This window comes from Erythrobacter sp. S227, assembly GCF_057364925.1.
The window spans coordinates 1,853,129-1,870,246 of sequence record NZ_CP200280.1 but is presented as its reverse complement, the minus strand read 5'-3'; the positions used below and the strand labels follow the sequence as shown (position 1 = coordinate 1,870,246).

The 17,118-nt window shown below is 54.9% G+C and carries 15 protein-coding genes and 1 tRNA gene; 4 read left to right on the top strand and 12 right to left on the bottom strand.

Annotated features, from left to right (window positions below):
* Positions 1-10 precede the first annotated feature (10 nt).
* The 3 genes from AC0V6Q_RS08720 to AC0V6Q_RS08710 form a co-directional block, all read right to left on the bottom strand.
* Complete coding sequence (locus AC0V6Q_RS08720) at positions 11-922, bottom strand: DUF481 domain-containing protein (protein WP_486168002.1); 912 nt, start codon at positions 920-922, stop codon at positions 11-13.
* A 4-nt stretch (positions 923-926) separates the two neighbouring features.
* Positions 927-1,451, bottom strand: coding sequence for a DUF1993 domain-containing protein (locus AC0V6Q_RS08715; protein WP_486168001.1), 525 nt, complete (start codon positions 1,449-1,451; stop codon positions 927-929).
* Positions 1,452-1,553: 102 nt separating this feature from the next.
* Positions 1,554-2,228: a GcrA family cell cycle regulator gene (locus tag AC0V6Q_RS08710; RefSeq protein ID WP_486168000.1), complete on the bottom strand. Its 675-nt coding sequence runs from the start codon at positions 2,226-2,228 to the stop codon at positions 1,554-1,556.
* Positions 2,229-2,318: 90 nt separating this feature from the next.
* Between AC0V6Q_RS08710 and AC0V6Q_RS08705 the strand changes: the two genes are divergently transcribed.
* On the top strand, positions 2,319-3,206 hold the full coding sequence (locus tag AC0V6Q_RS08705; protein WP_486167999.1) for an ABC transporter permease: 888 nt from the start codon (positions 2,319-2,321) through the stop codon (positions 3,204-3,206).
* Positions 3,207-3,226: 20 nt separating this feature from the next.
* Here the strand turns inward: AC0V6Q_RS08705 and hspQ are convergent, their stop codons facing one another.
* Positions 3,227-3,607, bottom strand: coding sequence for a heat shock protein HspQ (gene hspQ, locus AC0V6Q_RS08700; RefSeq protein WP_486167998.1), 381 nt, complete (start codon positions 3,605-3,607; stop codon positions 3,227-3,229).
* Positions 3,608-3,798: 191 nt separating this feature from the next.
* Here hspQ and AC0V6Q_RS08695 point away from each other — a divergent pair.
* Positions 3,799-3,888, top strand: a tRNA-Ser gene (locus AC0V6Q_RS08695).
* Positions 3,889-4,727: 839 nt separating this feature from the next.
* Here the strand turns inward: AC0V6Q_RS08695 and AC0V6Q_RS08690 are convergent.
* A complete protein-coding gene (locus AC0V6Q_RS08690; protein WP_486167997.1) occupies positions 4,728-6,137 on the bottom strand; it encodes a DUF1501 domain-containing protein in 1,410 nt (469 codons plus the stop codon).
* A 10-nt stretch (positions 6,138-6,147) separates the two neighbouring features.
* A complete protein-coding gene (locus AC0V6Q_RS08685) occupies positions 6,148-7,761 on the bottom strand; it encodes a DUF1800 domain-containing protein (RefSeq protein ID WP_486167996.1) in 1,614 nt (537 codons plus the stop codon).
* Positions 7,762-8,301: 540 nt separating this feature from the next.
* Here AC0V6Q_RS08685 and AC0V6Q_RS08680 point away from each other — a divergent pair.
* Entirely contained in the window at positions 8,302-8,982 is a 681-nt protein-coding gene (locus AC0V6Q_RS08680) for a helix-turn-helix transcriptional regulator (protein ID WP_486167995.1), read from the top strand.
* A 105-nt stretch (positions 8,983-9,087) separates the two neighbouring features.
* Complete coding sequence (locus tag AC0V6Q_RS08675; RefSeq protein WP_486167994.1) at positions 9,088-9,678, top strand: MarR family transcriptional regulator; 591 nt, start codon at positions 9,088-9,090, stop codon at positions 9,676-9,678.
* A 202-nt stretch (positions 9,679-9,880) separates the two neighbouring features.
* On the opposite strand, the gene AC0V6Q_RS08670 is transcribed toward AC0V6Q_RS08675, so the two are convergent.
* The 6 genes from AC0V6Q_RS08670 to AC0V6Q_RS08645 all read right to left on the bottom strand — a co-directional run bounded on the left by AC0V6Q_RS08670 (position 9,881) and on the right by AC0V6Q_RS08645 (position 17,030).
* A complete protein-coding gene (locus tag AC0V6Q_RS08670) occupies positions 9,881-10,162 on the bottom strand; it encodes a winged helix-turn-helix domain-containing protein (protein ID WP_486167993.1) in 282 nt (93 codons plus the stop codon).
* Positions 10,163-11,291: 1,129 nt separating this feature from the next.
* Entirely contained in the window at positions 11,292-11,924 is a 633-nt protein-coding gene (locus tag AC0V6Q_RS08665) for a tyrosine-type recombinase/integrase (RefSeq protein ID WP_486167992.1), read from the bottom strand.
* Between the two features lie 92 nt (positions 11,925-12,016).
* Positions 12,017-12,829 (bottom strand): hypothetical protein, encoded by an 813-nt coding sequence (locus AC0V6Q_RS08660; protein ID WP_486167991.1) that lies wholly within the window; start codon positions 12,827-12,829, stop codon positions 12,017-12,019.
* A 391-nt stretch (positions 12,830-13,220) separates the two neighbouring features.
* Positions 13,221-14,315: a M14 family metallopeptidase gene (locus AC0V6Q_RS08655; RefSeq protein ID WP_486167990.1), complete on the bottom strand. Its 1,095-nt coding sequence runs from the start codon at positions 14,313-14,315 to the stop codon at positions 13,221-13,223.
* A 52-nt stretch (positions 14,316-14,367) separates the two neighbouring features.
* The gene (locus AC0V6Q_RS08650; RefSeq protein ID WP_486167989.1) at positions 14,368-15,702 is read right to left on the bottom strand and encodes a sodium-dependent transporter; all 1,335 of its coding nucleotides are present in this window, start codon (positions 15,700-15,702) and stop codon (positions 14,368-14,370) included.
* Positions 15,699-17,030: an MFS transporter gene (locus AC0V6Q_RS08645; protein ID WP_486167988.1), complete on the bottom strand. Its 1,332-nt coding sequence runs from the start codon at positions 17,028-17,030 to the stop codon at positions 15,699-15,701. The genes AC0V6Q_RS08650 and AC0V6Q_RS08645 overlap by 4 nt, the downstream gene beginning before the upstream one ends.
* Positions 17,031-17,118 lie beyond the last annotated feature (88 nt).

Here is a 17,118-nt window from a genome sequence, read left to right as displayed (position 1 = left end):
GCCGTAGCCATCAAAAGCCGTAGATTACCGTGATCCGGCTCAGCGTATCGGTCTTGACCGCTCCGGCGGGTGGATCGGTGTCGTGTTCAACCGTGTAGGACAGGCGCACTGATACGGCATCCGAAATGGACGCCTGCACGCCGGTATCGGAAATGAAAGTGCTCGACCCGCTCTGGATGAAGGCGCTGGCATCTTGTGTGAAGGAGAGTTTGTCGGAAAGCTCCCAGTCGAAATCGAGAGCGGCAAGCCCGGCGATATTGCTGGTGGTCGCGCCGCCGATCAGTTCGGTGCGCCTCCATGCGGGACCTGCTTTGACAGAGAGTGTCGGGCCAGCGGTGAGGACGTCGTATCCAAGGCCGCCTGATGCGGCATAGCGTGCAGAGAAGCCCTGGAACAGGTCGCGCTCATATTGGGTAAGGCCATAGGCGTAGAGGCGGTCGCTGATCTTGTAGTTGAGCTCGTAGGCAGCGAGGAATTGCTCGCGGGTGGTGACCCCTTCGGAGCGCTGGTAATCGGCCCGTCCTGCGAGCTTGTGACGCCAGTTGATGCCGTCCTTGGTAAGCGCGAGGCTGGCCGTGGCACCGGTGTTGTCGGCATTGCCAGAGGACATGAACGCACCAAGCTCGCCTTGGCCCGACCAGTTCTCGAAGATGCCGGCGGAGCGGATCTCGGCTTCTTCGGCGGCGGCCTCTGCGGCTTCGTTCGCGGCAAGCCGGGTCTCAAACCCGGCAAGGATCGTGTCCAGCTCTGCGCCGTCATCTGGGTTGGTGGTGCGCGCGATGTCGATGACGGTGCGCACTTTGGCCTCGTCACCGGTCGCGATGGCGGCATCGATCATGGCGCGCACAGGTTCTGGCAACTCGGCCTGTGCTGCGGTTGGAACGAGAAGGAGAACAGCAAAGGCTGTCGTTCGAAGAGTCATGATTTTACGTGCTCTTGATCCGCACGCGGCCAAGAAAGTCGGTTTTGCCAACAGGCACACCCAGATATCGGGCAATTGAATAGGCGGCGCTGCAATGGAAGTAGAAATTGGGCTGGCTAAAGCTCAGCAGGAAATCCTCGAGCGTGAAATCCATAGTGCTCGACTTGAACTCAAAGCGCATATCGCGCCCGATCCAGCTTTCCATCTCAGCTTCATCCAGGCCCTTCATCACGCCCTTCGCTTGGTCGAGCTTTTCGCGAAGACCTTCGAATGTGCTGGGGGGCGGGTTGAGGTCGGGGCTGTAAACGCCTGCGGCAAGGGATTCGATTGCACCAGCTGTGTGCTCGGCAACGCTTTTGATCTGATAACTAAATGGGAGCATATCATCGATCAGCCGTGCGCCAATGATTGTGCCATGATCACAGCCCTGCTCTTCGCACCAACTTTCCGTTGTGTTGAGCAGATGGGACGCGGTCCCAAGCATTTGAAGCGCGCTGGGAACGAAGGCGGCGTGGAGCGAAAGGGGCATAGTGGGTTTCTCCCTATAGGTGGAAAGGCCCGGCGGCTTAGGAAAGCGACCGGGCCTTTAGTAATTGATTGGTTTAGCGCAGAGCCATCACCGAATGCGATTTTAGCGGACCCGTGGACCGCCAAACGGGAGCGGTGGCGGGGGTCTGCGGGCACCACGCGGAAGCTGTGCCTGATAGGCCCGGCCGCAGTGCTCGACGCAATAAGGGAAGCCCGGGTTCACGGCATTGCCGCAAAAGTGGAAATCGGGCTCTCCCGGGTGACCCATGGGCCAACGGCAGACCTTGTCGGACAAGTCCAGAAGGCTTGTCTTGTCTTTGATCGAGGGATCAGGCTTTGCCGGAACAAGGCGGCGCGGCGGAGCAGGGGGGATCGGCGGTTGCTGATCACCCGGACCCTGACGCAGGAAGCCGCCCGGACCAACCGATACGATCTTGGGAAGATCGGGTGTCGGATTGGGGACAGGCTGGCTGTTGACCGGCGCGCCAGCCTTTGTTGCCGGAGCGGGCGTAGCCGCCGGCGCAGGCTTGGCTACGGGCTTGGGCGCTGCCTTTTTGGGAGGCGCTGCTGCCTTGGTCACAGGCTTTTTCGCCGCGGCTTTCTTCTTCTTGTCGCCCGATTTAACAGGAGACGGCCGGGATTTCAGCCCGAGCCGGTGCGCCTTGCCGATAACGGCATTGCGGCTAACCCCGCCCAATTCTTCAGCGATCTGGCTAGCGGTAGAACCGCCTTCCCACATCTTTTTGAGCGTATCGATCCGCTCGTCAGTCCAACTCATATAACGTCCATTCTACTTTGGCGTTCTTTCTCTACCGCCCATAGATAGGCAGCTTGTCACATCTCGCCAGAGGCACTAGGCGCTTAGCTCATGGAAAGAGACCTTTCAGCCACACCCGAAGGTGCAACAGCTCCCACTCAGAACACTGCAGCCGGGAGCACCCGGTTTCCCCCTCGCGGCGTACCGATGATCACCGGAATCAATCGCGTGGGGCTCTTGGCGCTCTATATGAAGGAGGTCCGCAGGTTTCTCAAGGTCCAGACGCAGACGATTTGGGCTCCGGCGGTCACAACCCTGCTGTTTTTGGTGATTTTCACTGTCGCATTGGGGCGTGGCGGGCGCGAAGTGCTGGGCGTGGACTTTGCCAGCTTTGTTGCACCGGGCCTGATTGTGATGGGAATGATGCAAAATGCCTTTGCCAATTCCTCCTTCTCGCTCTTGGGGGGCAAGATCCAGGGGACAATCATCGATTATCTGATGCCGCCGCTTTCCCCCGGCGAGCTTATGGCAGCGATTGTGGGCGCGGCCGTCACGCGCGCGATTATGGTGGGTGGGGCGGTTGCGCTTGCGATGCTGCTTTGGCCCGGCGTTTCGCTCGCAGTGGAACACGTTTGGGCGGTAATCTGGTTCGGCCTGATGGGCGCCGTTATGCTTGGGCTGATTGGTTTGGCGACTTCGATCTGGGCGGAGAAATTCGATCATAACGCCGCCATCAGCAATTTCATTGTCGCACCGCTTTCTCTGCTTTCGGGCACGTTTTATGTGATCGACAACCTTGCCCCTGCCTTTCAGGCGGTGAGCCGAGCAAACCCGTTCTTTTACGTGATTTCGGGCTTCCGCTATGGCTTCCTGGGACAAAGCGATATCGGCACCAGCGATGCAGTGATGGTTGCAGCGGCCGGCCTTGCGCTATTCAACCTGGCTGTGGCTTTGGCTGTTTACTGGGTGCTTCGCTCGGGCTGGCGCCTGAAAAGCTGAAATCCCAAGCCACACATGGCTTAGTGAGTGAGCGAGCGCCGCATACGGTAGCGGCCGTTCTTAAACTGCTCGAACAGTTGGGGCACGGTCGGATGATCAACCGGACCACCTGAACTGTCGTCGACCAGATTGCCCTGGCTAACATAAGCGACGTAGCTCGTTTCCTCGTTTTCGGCGAGCAGGTGATAAAACGGTTGCTCACGCGGCGGGCGCATGTCCTCAGGGATCGACTGATACCATTCTTCGCTGTTTGCAAAGACCGGGTCGATGTCGAATACCACGCCGCGAAAATCGAGCAGGCGGTGCCGCACCACTTCGCCAATGCCGAAGCGGCTTTTGGTCAGGCGCGGCGCATTGATGTTGCGCCCTGCTTGACTGGAGAAGAAATGTGATCGTTCCATCGTCGCATTAATATGGACCCTCGCAGCTGCAAAACAAGCGATTTGCACCGCTGTGTCCCAGATATGCCCGCATTTTGTGAAGCGCTTTAGGGCGAATGTGAGTTTGGGGGGCTTGGCAATTGCCGACACGTGGGGTAACGGGCGCGGTCCTTTGAGCAGGATTGACCTTCTGCATTGTGGCAAGGACATGCGGAGAGATGCCGGAGTGGTCGAACGGGGCGGTCTCGAAAACCGTTGTGCTCTCACGAGTACCCAGGGTTCGAATCCCTGTCTCTCCGCCATTTTGCGCTGATATATTTTGGTGATTTAGCGATCTTACCAAAGGTTACCATAACCGCTCCCCGATAGGGGTGGCGCTCGACTCTACAGGAGCCTTTGTGCCGGAATTTACTTTGGGTCCGGCGCGCGGCGCACTCACCACTCCGCGTAGTGATCTCTCCGAAGCCAACGAATGAAGCGACAAGACTGGGCTACCCCTGCCAACTCCAGCATATGATCATCGTCGAGTTACTGATTTAGAAGGATAAATTCCGGCTAGTGCTCTGTGACAGGAATTGGGCCGTTTCCTAACCGTCGGCTCCTAGCTGTTTCACTCGGAAAAGCTGACAGTCTGTTCCCGACCCACTTACGGACATTGAGGCGCATCGGTCTTGCGTCAAGAGCGGTTGAACGCCACCGGGGGTGTGGTGATTGCGAGTAGGACCACCCATCAAGTTGGTTCATTGAATTCATGTCTTCACCAAATAAGAAAAAAAGGCTTCAGCATACGCGAAGATTTTGATTAGTGCGATTTGAGCCAATTCTTGACGAGGCAGTTCATAAGTCATTCGCGCCTATGCCTTATGCCCATAGAGCTTCTGGATTGTGCGATTGGCCGCTCAATGCAAATCAAAAAATCGGCAAGTGTTGTTAGGGCGACTGTTTGGTAGGACCGAAAACTTCAGGCATTCCGCTTAACTGCGATAGCAATCAGAGAAGCACCTCATTGAACGACAAGATCATCCTCATTTCGCGCAACGCTACCCACCGAATAAGACATGCAAAATAATTTTCTAAAGAAACCCGGAACACCTCACGTTCTGTGGCTTTTTATCGCGTGGTCTGGTGAATTAATTTGGTACTATGCTCGCATAAACCCAATATCTGGAGTTGAAAATCGCCCAATGTTTGGCGCTACATAGTGGAGGTCCGAGGTGCGTACACCGAACCATCGAGCCATTGTTGAGGCGTACTGATCCACGGCGATGGTGGGTAGTAAGCGCCCTTGCCCGACTTGGTCGTCAGCGCTCACTGAGACATGCGGGGCTGTGCCGTAGATTTGTCCTCCCTTTACACCTCCACCCAAGACGAAGTGGTGGCCGCCCCATCCGTGGTCACTGCCTCGGCCATTGAATGTGAGGGTTCTGCCGAAATCAGAAGCAGTGAATGCGGTCATGTTGTTTTGCAACCCAAGGCGAACGATTACCGAGTAGAATTGATCCAACGCCGCATCGACCTCCGCCAAGAGGCCTTGATGCTTGTCTCTCAGATCAGTGTGATTGTCGAAGCCGCCCATCGTCACAAAGAAGACCTGCCTCGTCACTCCGAGTTGTTGTCTCGCCGCCATGACTTGAGAGACCAATGAGAGTTGTCCAGCCAACCCACTATCGTCCGCATACCTGGTAAACTCTGGCGCATTCTCGAGCGCGTCATTCACAAAACCGGAGTAATCGATTGATCGCGCGTTTACAGTGGCCTGATCCGTCTCGAATACGTGTCCGCCTTGATAACGCAAAAGCGTATCGAGCGCATTGCCAGCCACCGCGCTCCCATACAGTCGGCTCAGGCCGCCTACCTTGGTCGCACCACTCGAGCCCACCTTGTAGGCACCTGTTTCTTGTCCGCTAAGGAAGACAGCGTTCCCACTCGTGTTGATCGCAGTGAACATTGCGTTCTGGTTCGATGACATGCCGATGTCGCCGAGCAATCCACCCCAACCAGTAACAGCTCCTTCAGGACGAAAAGCTTGCCATGTCGACTGTTGATCATTGTGCGAGAAGAGTTTGGCTGGTCGCGGATAGGCGTTCGTATTAGGATTGTCATATTGAGAGCGGGTGAGTGGCGCCAAGAGAGGCCCAACATTCATCACGGGCGCCATTACGCCTTCGTCAAAACGTGCCTTGAGCCGAGGCATCGAAGGAGCCAATGCGAGCACTTGATCATCGGTTAGGGTTTGCTTCTCTCTCGGCTGAAGGACCGTCGAACGAAGATCAGCTTGACGTAGAGCAACGCCTTCAACGCCGCCACGAAGCGCGGAGTATCGGCTGTAATTCAAGTTGTCATAAGGAATGAGCGTATTCGCGTGATCATTTCCGCCTGCAAGAAACACACACACAAGTGCCTTGTAGTCGGTTGCGCCCGATTCCGCTGCAAGCTCACCAAGACCTGCGAGCCCGAGCGCATAAGCACTGCCTGCTCCAACCGCTGAAAGCGCACTTGCTCGCCGCATGAAAGTACGCCGACACATTTCATCTGCTTTTGAGATATGCATGAGCAGGCTCCTATTTTTGAATGAGATAATCGTTGCTGCACATGACCAACATCACCGCGATGTGAACGCGTTTAAGTCTGCCCTCGGCTTCATCTGTCATGTCGATTGGTATTTCTTCGACGGCATTTCGGATTAGGTCGCGTGTTGCCGGTCTAAGCTGACCGGCAGTAAGTAGCAGGTCGAGATGATCAAGCAGTGCATCAGGTGCATCGGCGATCTCGGTCTCGACTTTGTATGCGGATGCAATGTCATCGGTCCAAAACCCGGTGCCATCTATCGTTCGGCGCATGAAATTCACGTAGCCAGGGACTGAACCTTCATCGACCAACTGAAATTCTGGGGCGACAAGGCCATTTGCTGCGGCTTGTGATCGCGGTGGAACGTATTGAGGTCGAAAGAAATTGAACACCGATGGTGCTCGGAACGGTGCTTGCTTCAGCAATCCGTCGACAGCGAGGTTTCTGATTTGCCACGTATTCGAGGCCGAGCGCGCGCCGAAGGTTCGACCCCATTGGGCATATCTCAACATCGGTTCACGCAGTTTGCCGAAGGTAGGGCTCTCGACACCAGCATTGGACAGGGCCTCTGGATCAGTGATAACCGCCTTGAAGGTCGCCCCTAAGTCGCCTCTCACTCCTGACCCGTTGTTCTCGAAGGCTCTCGCAACCCGTTCGACATATGCGCGGGAAGGGTTGCTCGTGACGAGACGTTGGATCAATTGTGTCGCAAAGAAGGGCGCTACATTGGGATGCGAAAAGAGATGATCCAAAGCCAGCTTTACCGACTGTTCCGGGCCAGTGCCTGAAGGAATGGTGAACCCCAAAAAGCGCTTTGAGTCCGGCGAATGCTTGGACCCGCCTCGCGGATCGCGCCACTTCGCGGGGTCAGAGGTCATGGGACGCCTAGCGGTTCGGACGTCTGGAACCGGACGACCTCCAGGGCGTGGATCAGGGGTGAGAACCGTTCCGGAAAAGTCCAGATCGAACCCAGTGAAAACCTTGGCAAGGCCTTGAACATCGTTGTTCGTATAGGTTTCGATCGGCGAGCCCGAATTGCTCTTTAGGCTCCCGTCGATATTGAGTTCGAACAAGCCGATGGTGAACAGTTGCATGAGTTCGCGAGCAAAATTCTCATCGGGCAACCGACCAATAGCAGGGTCGGCTTTCATGTTTCCAGCATGATCGAGAAACACACCCATCGCCGGGCTGAGTGCCACAAACTCTAGAAGATCACGGAAATTTCCAAACGCGAGATTGTTAAGCCCGTCCCAATATTCGCCCACAGCCTGAGCGGACCATGATATATCCAAGCGGTTGATAGAAACCACAAAGATTTCAGAGAGAGCGAGCGCCATCCTCATGCGGACACCGCTTCCTCCGCTCATTAGGTGGGACCACATCATGTGATCGAAGAAAAAGGGGCGCTGCCAATAGGCGTTGGCGTCGATCTTGTCGTACCCGCGCGCTTCAAAGAACTCTTTTGCCGTTCCATCGCTACGACGACTCATCTCGCGGGCCAGCCAAGTTTTTAGGCCTTCGTCATTGATGAATGAGGTATCGGATTTGCTGACGGACAAGCTGCTATGTAGGGCGGCCCTCGCAGCTGCTCTTTCCTGAGATGACATAGCCCCAAGGCCAGGATCAGCAGGTGCAGGCGGCGGGGCGGGTGTCGGTGCTGGCGATGGTGCGCTTGCGGTGGAACCGACCGAACCCGGTGCCTGAGAGCCTCCACCACCGCCGCACGCAGATACCCCAGCAGCGCTTACAGTGATCGTCGCGAGGCTCGTTTGTCGTTGTCGACCGGAAGATTCCTTAAAGGTGACTTCGGTTTCGGCGAGCTCGTTGAGTTCAAAGACTTGTTCGCGCACGTCTCACTTTCCTTTAATATCAAGGTGTGGGACGAGATGTCGATTTTATGAGCCGCGAAGTCGATTAGATGCAACGCGGATGCGTGGTTAATAATCCAGAACGGATCAAATTCGAGAAGTAGGATTCTTAGAAGAAGACTCCACTTGTGCCGTTAAAACCTCTTAATCGACTAAACTTTAGATGCCTCAAGCTGTATGTTCTTTTCTAATTGTTTCACGAAGTAAGAGTTTTTGCTTACTTCTGAAAAAGTTAATTAAGGGGGCGCAATGCAAAGAATCTTGTCCAAAATAGATCGGATGAATGATCCAGTAGAGGTCTACAAATTCGCTTTCACCTTTGGAAGGGAAGCTGGGCTTGTAAGAGAATCTTGCCACATGACCCCGAGGTCGTGTGAACTTAACAGCCCTAAGATCAGAGTTAGATCTGAGGGATTTAGTGCTGAGTGGCTGGAGCTATACGACAAAGCTGACTTTCGTACAAAGGACCCGATACCACAACGGACACTTAAACACGGTACTCTTCTCAAATGGGCGGACGCTATGACCTTTGAGCCGAATACAAAAGACCATCAGGAGTTCTTTTCAGCTATGGAACGGTTTGGCCTGATTTATGGCTTCGGAGTTCCGCTCTACGGATCGCATGGCCGTGAGACATACGTGTCGATGGACTTTGACAAACCGTTGGAGATGGTTGACCCCCAACTGGTTGCGGACCTCAGGTATGTTGCTTCAGCGGCGCATCAGCGAATTTGCGTCCTTTTTGACCGAACCTACGAAGTGCCTCGCCTTTCTAGGCGTGAGAAAGAAGTCTTGATTTGGGTCGGTCGCGGCAAGTCGGTTTCATCTATCGCAACGATCCTAGATATCTCATCTGAGACCGTAAAAACCTACTCGAAGAGACTGTATGAGAAGTTTGACGTCGCGGACAGGGTTAGCCTCGTGGTCAAGGCGATGAAGTTCGGTTTGCTCCGTTCTTGAAAAGTTCATTCAGTCTCGCTTAACGGCGTATTACATGAGTTTACAAATGGTTCCCTCAACTAGGGGACATGACGTAGAGCTGTTAGTTAAACTAACTAGTGGACTATGGAAAATGCACATCATCTTATTTTGAGAAAAATTGATTTAATCGAAGAACAGGCGAAGTCGTTGCGTTCGCTTGCGACTTCGATGATATTTGAAACAACTGAACCAGCTAGTCGCGCCGCGATTGCCAAAAGGGGCGTGTTTTTCCCCAGCGTCAGGCACCATGCTGAAGATGATTGGCATGATGCGGTGGCCAACAGCGAGTCCGTCATCCATTTACATGCTGCTCAGACTCTACTTGATCATCGCCAATCTTTAACGAAACGGTTGGGAACCGAATTTATGGCAGACCCTGTGTGGATAATGCTGCTTGATCTGTTAGTTTCCGAAGCACGCGATCAGAAGGTCTCAGTGACGTCGCTTACGGTAACTAGCGGTGTACCCCCAACCACTGCTCTGAGATGGGTGGTCGCTATGGAGAATGAGGGCCTGATCGAAAGGTCCCCCGACCCAAGCGACCAGCGTCGCACCTTTCTCACGCTCACTGCATATGGTAAGAGGGCTGTCGAGACGGAATTAGCCAAATTCGTAAGCCTTTGGGCTGAGCACCTTTCACCTTGTGGCCAACAGTATTCCGAGCGCGCTCTTTAAATCCTAGGAGAGTGATAGTCTGTTGTGATGATGGAGCTTGGCATTATCCACCCAGGATGACACAAAAATTCCTTGCGGCTGGTCGACCTCTTTGGTTGCCACTACAGCGTAAGATGGGACCGGTCGCCGATTTGGAAATCAGTCACGCGCGAAGTTCTGGAAAAGCCGTTGTGGTGTGACGAGGGCTTTACGCTTTCGCTCATCAAGCAATAGCAGTGTCGCGAAAGGCCCAACGGTATGCTCCGAAGCCTCTTACATTTTGTAGCTGATCAAATTCAGGGTTGATCAAGCGAAACTTAATCCTCGTTCGTCTGATATTGGCAATCACCGTATTATCAAAGACATCTCCACCCATGGCCAGCGCTAACACAGATAGTGTGACCAACCTGCCCTTGGCCCTAACTAAGGCGTCGACGATAATGTACTGATTCAAAGTCAATTCGATCCTCTCGCCTTCGAATAATATCTCGTCAATATCTTGCAATACGATATTCCCGTATGAAAATTCATCGAAGTCGGCAATTTTGCAGCCACAGTGTGGGCAATATCCAACCTGGTCTGGACCCTCCGTGTTTTCATGCCTAATCAACCGTCGATATCCTGGGAGCATTTGACTTTGGAGGAATTCTACCAACTCCAATATGAGTCGCTAACCGATAGTGGCTCCATTTCGGATTGAATTTTTCGCATTCGGTATAATGGCTGGAGTACGCGCTCCGCTCTGATAATTAACTCGCCCCAACCATGCTAGGTTGGTCTTTTTAGGCCTGTTTCTGTGGTGAAGCGTTTGTCTGCAACGTGCTAAGATTAGGTTCACCTGCCTTTCGTGCGGGAGCGCCGAAGTCGCCATCATATGGGCTAAGAATTTTTGCCCCTTGTACGACACCACATAGCGCGTCGATCCTAAAACATGTGGTTGCTGCTTTTTTCGTATCAGACCTTCAAATTCAAGCCGCAAAATAGAAGTTCGAACCTTTGATAATCGGAGTCGACAATACTCCAGAATTTGCTTGCACGACGTACCACGCCTCAGGGCAACCTTAGAGTTCAGATATAATAGGATCTTCAGCGATGTCTTTTCATTGAGTGTTTTATGAAATGAACACGTTCGCTTTGGAAATGCTCGAGGGGGATATGTTGCAAAACCTCGAGGAAGTGCAGGCAATCGATATGTGTGAGTTGCCATGAGCAGTCTACCTTAGGTTCTCTTGCGCTGGCTGGCAGCGGAACCGAATACTACTGAAGTGATAGCGAAACACAAACTATCCAAAGTCAACCCGCCAAGTTGTTGTATTTTGTGTGAACGAGGCAATCGGGTTGTGTTTTACTTTGGACCGCTTGCACAGCTTGTCCACGCGTGGATAGCGTTGCCGATGCCTGATCCGTTTTAGCGCATGATAGATGTCGGTTGTTGTTGGACATGACAAAGCTCTCGAATGTTCTTCGTCGTGCCATCGGGCCGTGGAGTTTGCGAATGACTTTAAGCTAATCTAGCGAAAAAACTTAGCTGAGGGCTGGAGATCGGCTCCTCAGCGCTAAGCGGCAATAGAAGCCAGTCGCCCTTCACCCCACAAGCGGACGCCAGCCCAGATAAGGCCAGCGCCCAACTTCAGTCAGATCTCAGTCTTCTCAGCCAGCGTGAGAGCGTCTTCTATGTCGACCCCAAGATACCGCACGGTGTTTTCGATCTTGGAATGACCGAGCAATATTTGGATTGCGCGGATGTTGCCTGTGGCTTTGTAAATGATGGAAGCTTTCGTCCGGCGCAGCGAGTGAGTGCCGTACTCCTCGGGCCGCAAGCCAATAGCGACGACCCACTCATCAACAAGCCGTGCATATTGTCGTGTGCTCAAGTGGCGAGTGTGATCGACACGGCTGGGGAAGATGAAGTCCTCGACGCCACCACCTCTAAGCTCCAGCCATGCGAACAGACTTGCTCGCGCGTCAGCTGCAATCTCGAACTGAACGGGCCGACCTGTCTTGCGCTGAGTAATTGTCGCTCGCGTCCTGATTTCTGGACCGCTCACCAAATCGCCGATTTTCAGTTCGACCAGATCACAGCCTCGCAACTTGCTATCGATCGCCAGATCGAAGAGCGCTCGATCACGAACGCGTTGCTCACGATCGAGGAAGAACCGGATCGCCCAGATCTGCTTTTGGTTGAAGGGTCGCTTGGGACCGATCTTCGCTCCAAAGTTCCAAGGCACTCGATGCTGAGCAGCTGGGTCAAATTGTGAGTATGTCATTTGCTTTCTCCTTGGCCGGAATGGCCAAAGGAAAAGTCGGATGCGAACGTTAAGTAGTTCGCCTTCAATTCAAGCACCTGCCCACGATGCAACTAAGTGATTTCAAGAACGACCTTCATTGCGTCCGCCAGTTCGAGAAACTCGGAAACGCGTTTGTCGTCCAGCTCAGATATTGGGCCGTGGACCGCAAGGTTTCGCATAGTGTTTAGACCTCGCAAAGATCGATGCTGGTCTAAAGTTAGCGCGCCGACATTGAGTGCCGTCTCCAAGAGAGTTGCTGCTCCCAATTTTGTAACATCGTTCTGGCCCGATCGCCTGAGCTTGCCTTGGACTAGTACTTCAATGTCGCGCCACGCTTCTATGATCTCGGCGGCATGGCCATTATCATTCGCTTCGCGCTCTAGCTCGAGCCTTGCGCTCGGGGACGCCAATGCCGCCTGCGTTATTCTTGTTCGGCTTACGCTTTGAATGGTCGCTTGCAATGTTTCATCAAAAGTTACTGGCTCACTTCCGCCGAAACGCAGATAAGTAACACTCTCGCGCACCGCGCTAAGCTCTAGTTCCTCCCGAAGAGAGTTGCGAAGATCATTCACTAGCGGATCCAAAGGCGCCGTATGATTTTGCGCCATATCAACAGCGAACTGTCTTGCTAAGTCCGCTTGCTGGGGTGAGCCAAGCAGTTGAATGTCAGCGATGGCGCTTTCGAGCAGAGGCCAAACTGTTTCCGGGTCACCCCGATGACCAGCACCTTCGAGCTTGCGATAGGCCTCAAGCAGGTATGCCACTCGCATCTTGCGTCGCTCGTTCAATAAATCGCGGCGGGCCGCCATACGATGGCCCAGCCAACCTCCGGCAATAGCAACCAAGACAGTGACCATTAGTTGTGCGAATAAGTTCCAATCCATGTCGCTTTTTAGGTTTCAGTAGCTTCTACATCAACTCATTCGGACGAACGCCTGCGCAGTTGCGAATGTCTGCATTCAGGCACTGAATATTCGGATGGTTACGTCTTGGATTGGGGCGCGTTGCTGACTGGCAGACTTGGGGTCAATAGCCGAATGTCTGCATTCCAATGGTGGTCAGCCAATTTCAGATCTTCAGCCCACGAGCTGTTTCCCGCCGACTGGGAATTATGGTAGTGAGGGCTGCGTTTGAGGCGTCAAGTCCCGTAAAAGGCCTACTGCCGCCGCTGTCCGAGAATTACAAACGCACAAACACCCGCTTCCTCTTAGCGACTAAAAGCGTTCCACGCTGCCTCCAAAACTGTGCCTCGACAATTGCGGCAGAGTTCGCCCGTCAAATCTTCGCTAAGCCTGCCATGGCTTGATCGACCAGATGGCAAGAGCGGTTCCAGATCATCCGCTTCCAGTCGTCATAGTCCGGGTAGAAAGCATCCCGGATTTGCGCCTTTATCGCTTGGCCTTGGGTGCTGGCGACTTCGCCCCGGTGATAGAGCCAATTGTCGGCGCGCACCGCGTTCAAGACGGTATCAAGATCGCGTGTGCCAAACTCGGCGGCAATGAACGCGATTGCCGTGTCGGGAAGCGTCCTCGCAATACCATTGGCGTTGACCCCGTTGAGAGCAGCCGACGCCGAGGTTCCAGCCTCGGGATCAGTCACCGGTTCGCCATACCACTCCTTAGCCAACGCTTTGTGCGCTGGCGGCCCGGCGGAGATCAGCTCTGCATAGCCATAAGGACCAAGGCCGGTGTGAAAGTCGATCACGCCAAGAGCCTGTGTCTCCTTCAGATAGTCCGAAAGGACCGCGCACAAAGTTGTGTTCGACCACGCGGTGCCTTTGCCACCGTAGAACACGCCGTCCGGATAATCGTACTGACCGCTTGATATCGCCGCTTGGAAAGCTGGCATTCCATGAGTGGCGATATAGTTTGCGATTGCAGCGTCGGCGGCATCTTTGGCCGGTCCATCCCAGCCCGCTGGCAACACGTGATCGTGGATCGCGCTGTAATCGGTAGCGGGCATTTGCGGGCCGGTGTCCCAGTCGACGAAGTTGCGGTTGAGGTCGATGTTGTCTTCGTTGACACGCCGATCATGCGCGAAGCCGTAAGGGTTGATCGCGTGGATCATAACGACGCCTACTTCCGGCGGCAGCGCGTCCAATGCACCGGTTTGAAGCAAGCCAACCTGCGGGCCAGAGCCGCAATACCCCTCCACCCCGTGAGTGCCACTGATGAGCAGCAGAGCTTTTTGCGGATTGGCGGGGCCGATGCGGACCACGTCAGTGAAGAGGTCTTCGCCTCCGGGGCCCTTGGCGTTGGGGTTTTGGCGGCTGTCGACACTTAACGACCGGGCAGCGCAGGCATCCAGAAGCTTTCGACGCGCTTCGAAGTAGTTGGCCGAAAAGTAAGAGGCGATTTGCTGGTCTGTCACATTGCGTTTCCCGTTCAGATATGTGCCGATGTGTCATCGATGGCTTGGCCTGTCACCCCCACAGCCCAGCGATGAGAATGGCGACGATAGCCAAGGGCACCGCATACCGGATCGAGCCTCGCCAGAAGGCAAAGAATGCATCGCCTGTTTGCGCCAGCTCTGCTCTCATCACCGAACGCGGAGCGACCCAACCAGCGATCAGCGCAAGGGTCAGTGCGCCAAGCGGCATCGTTACGCTGCCTAGTAGCCAATCAAGCCAGCTCCCAAAGCCATCAATAAACACGATCCCGACACCGCCGGCCCAAGTCGTTAGCGCGAAGAGCAGTGTTGCGTTTCGCTCGCTAAGACCGAACTGCTCGATGCCGATGGTGCGCGCCACCATCAGAATCGCAATCGACGACGTCAAAGCCGCGATAAACGCCAGAAAGAAGAACAGTCCGCCGACCAGATTGCCAAACGGCATTCCTGCGAAAAAGGCGGGTAGGGTTCCGAAAATGAGCCCCATTCCGGCTGCCGGATCCATCCCGAAGGCGAACACTATGGGGAAGATCATCAATCCGGCTACGATTGCAACCAACGTATCTGTCCCTGCAATGACCGCGCTATTCGAACCGATGCTCTCATCTTTCGACAAGAATGCGCCGAAGGTAATCATCAGGCCTGCGCCAACGCCAAGCGAGAACAACGCCTGGCCAAGAGCAGCCAGAACAGTCGCCGGTGTCAGTTGGTCAAAGCGCGGCGCAAACAAATAGCTGAGCGCATCGCCCGCAGCACCACTGTACAAGGCAAAGGCGGCAAGACTTAAGAGAATGACAAAAAACGCGGGCATCAAGAACACTGAGGCTGCTTCGATACCGCCCTTCAATCCGCGCAGGACAATTCCGGTTGTGATCGCCAGGAACGCGGTGAACCATAGCAAGGAAGAGACAGCACCGCCGTAGAGCGGCGTTTCATTCGGATTGCTCAGGTCTCCCATGAAACCCATGACGCAATACGCCATGATCTGGCCGGAAAGCATCGTGTAGTTGGGCAAGACGATCACGCCGCCGACAAGTCCGATCCAGCCTGCGATTTGCCAGTTTGGCGAACGGCCTGCTTCAACAGCAATCTCGCGGGTCGACCCGACAGGTGAGAGACCTTTATGGCGGCCAATCGCCAATTCGGCGATCAACACAGGCAGACCGATCAGGACGACAAACGCAATGTAGATCAGGACAAATGCGCCCCCGCCATTCTCGCCCGCTTGAAAGGGAAATCGCCACAAATTGCCAAGCCCAACCGCAGAGCCAACCGCGGCCATGACAAAGCCGGCCCGCGAGCCCCATTGCTGCTTGGCTGCGTGGTTTGCCTCGTACCCCTCCCGCACCGCCGTGTTGGCCGATGTCATTGCGCTGCACCCGGCAGTTGACTGTCATCCCCGATGCGGGCGAACCATGCAAAAATGAAGCCAAGGAGTGCCACAGCGGCCACAGCCAGATAGGTCGCACCGTAGCCGGGACCTTCGACCAGCCAGCCGGAATTGCCTCCCATAATTCCTCGAGAAAGATTGGGGATCGCCATGAACAGCGCGAACTGACTCGCCGCGATCGCCGGATTGCATATCCGCATCGCCCACACGATAGCGCTGATCACGAGTGTGATCGAAAGGATATACATGGCGGCTGACAGAACCATAAAGGGTACGTCACTTTGCCAAGTGGGAAAGCTCAACCCCGCAATCACCGCCAAGAGCGCAACCAGTGCAATCTGGCTCAGGATCGACCAACGCAGTCCGAGTAGTCGCTCAAGCACGAACGGAACAATAAGCCCAAAACCTGCAGCGACGATGTTAATCATCGCGCCAAAACTCGAATAGCGCTCGCTCGACCAGCCAAGCTGTTGAACGGCGAGTGTCGGATTGACCGCATCGGCAAACGCCAAATAGCCACCCGAGCACCCAGCCGCGAGCAGAAACATCAAGGTGCGAGGCTCAAGGATTGATTTGAAAACGCCCGACACGATCGGCCACCACGCATCGTGCTGGCGCTCTTCACATTCGCGCGACGCCTGACCTTGTGACCACGGCAGCAACCGTTCACCCGGACGCTCCCGGAACACACTTACGAACAACGACGCAAAGGCGACAAACACCATTAGGATCAGAGCAGTCGTTGCAGTTCCGCTGGAGGCAAGCGTCTGCCCGGCAAGAACGCTGCACGCCGCGACACCGGCTGTTTGGCTGGCGAACATTACGCTGTTGATGGCAGTGCGCTCATTCTCAGGCACTATGTCCACCGCCATCCCGTCGACCGCCACATCGTTGAAGGTCGCACACAGATTGAGAGCGAAGCAAAGCGCGGTAAGAAGCGCGACGTCGCTAGCGGAAGGTGCCAGAAGCGCCATCGCAACCAACACTGCCACCATGAGCGACTGCGCCAGCAAAATCCACCCTCGCCTGCGCCCCATCGGTTTGTAGGCATAGCGGTCCATGACCAGGCCGTTGAAGAGCTTGGTCGACCAAGGCAGCAGGGCAACACCAACAAACGCGCCCACTGCAAGCGGCGATGCGCCCGCTTCAGCCAGCCAAGCGGGCAGAGCAATCAGAGACAAGCCTAGCGGCACGCCTTGAAGGAAATAGAGAACGATGATCGCAGCGAAACGCGCAGTGCGGTTCTCGGAAAGCGCCGGAAGCGTGGCCGGTTGCGATTGCGCGCCGGGCGCTATTGCCTGTTGCATGTATCTGTCCTCTTCGATTGCACAAGACGAGCGCCATCGGCGCCGGGCGCGATGACGAGTTCCAACTTTCGTTTTTCGATTGCTTTGG

Coding starts and splice junctions, on each gene's coding strand:
- AC0V6Q_RS08720 (WP_486168002.1), bottom strand. CDS start 922: ATGACTCTTCGAACGACAGCCTTTGCTGTTCTCCTTCTCGTTCCAACC.
- AC0V6Q_RS08715 (WP_486168001.1), bottom strand. CDS start 1,451: ATGCCCCTTTCGCTCCACGCCGCCTTCGTTCCCAGCGCGCTTCAAATG.
- AC0V6Q_RS08710 (WP_486168000.1), bottom strand. CDS start 2,228: ATGAGTTGGACTGACGAGCGGATCGATACGCTCAAAAAGATGTGGGAA.
- AC0V6Q_RS08705 (WP_486167999.1), top strand. CDS start 2,319: ATGGAAAGAGACCTTTCAGCCACACCCGAAGGTGCAACAGCTCCCACT.
- hspQ (WP_486167998.1), bottom strand. CDS start 3,607: ATGGAACGATCACATTTCTTCTCCAGTCAAGCAGGGCGCAACATCAAT.
- AC0V6Q_RS08690 (WP_486167997.1), bottom strand. CDS start 6,137: ATGCATATCTCAAAAGCAGATGAAATGTGTCGGCGTACTTTCATGCGG.
- AC0V6Q_RS08685 (WP_486167996.1), bottom strand. CDS start 7,761: ATGTCATCTCAGGAAAGAGCAGCTGCGAGGGCCGCCCTACATAGCAGC.
- AC0V6Q_RS08680 (WP_486167995.1), top strand. CDS start 8,302: ATGAATGATCCAGTAGAGGTCTACAAATTCGCTTTCACCTTTGGAAGG.
- AC0V6Q_RS08675 (WP_486167994.1), top strand. CDS start 9,088: ATGGAAAATGCACATCATCTTATTTTGAGAAAAATTGATTTAATCGAA.
- AC0V6Q_RS08665 (WP_486167992.1), bottom strand. CDS start 11,924: ATGACATACTCACAATTTGACCCAGCTGCTCAGCATCGAGTGCCTTGG.
- AC0V6Q_RS08660 (WP_486167991.1), bottom strand. CDS start 12,829: ATGGATTGGAACTTATTCGCACAACTAATGGTCACTGTCTTGGTTGCT.
- AC0V6Q_RS08650 (WP_486167989.1), bottom strand. CDS start 15,702: ATGACATCGGCCAACACGGCGGTGCGGGAGGGGTACGAGGCAAACCAC.
- AC0V6Q_RS08645 (WP_486167988.1), bottom strand. CDS start 17,030: ATGCAACAGGCAATAGCGCCCGGCGCGCAATCGCAACCGGCCACGCTT.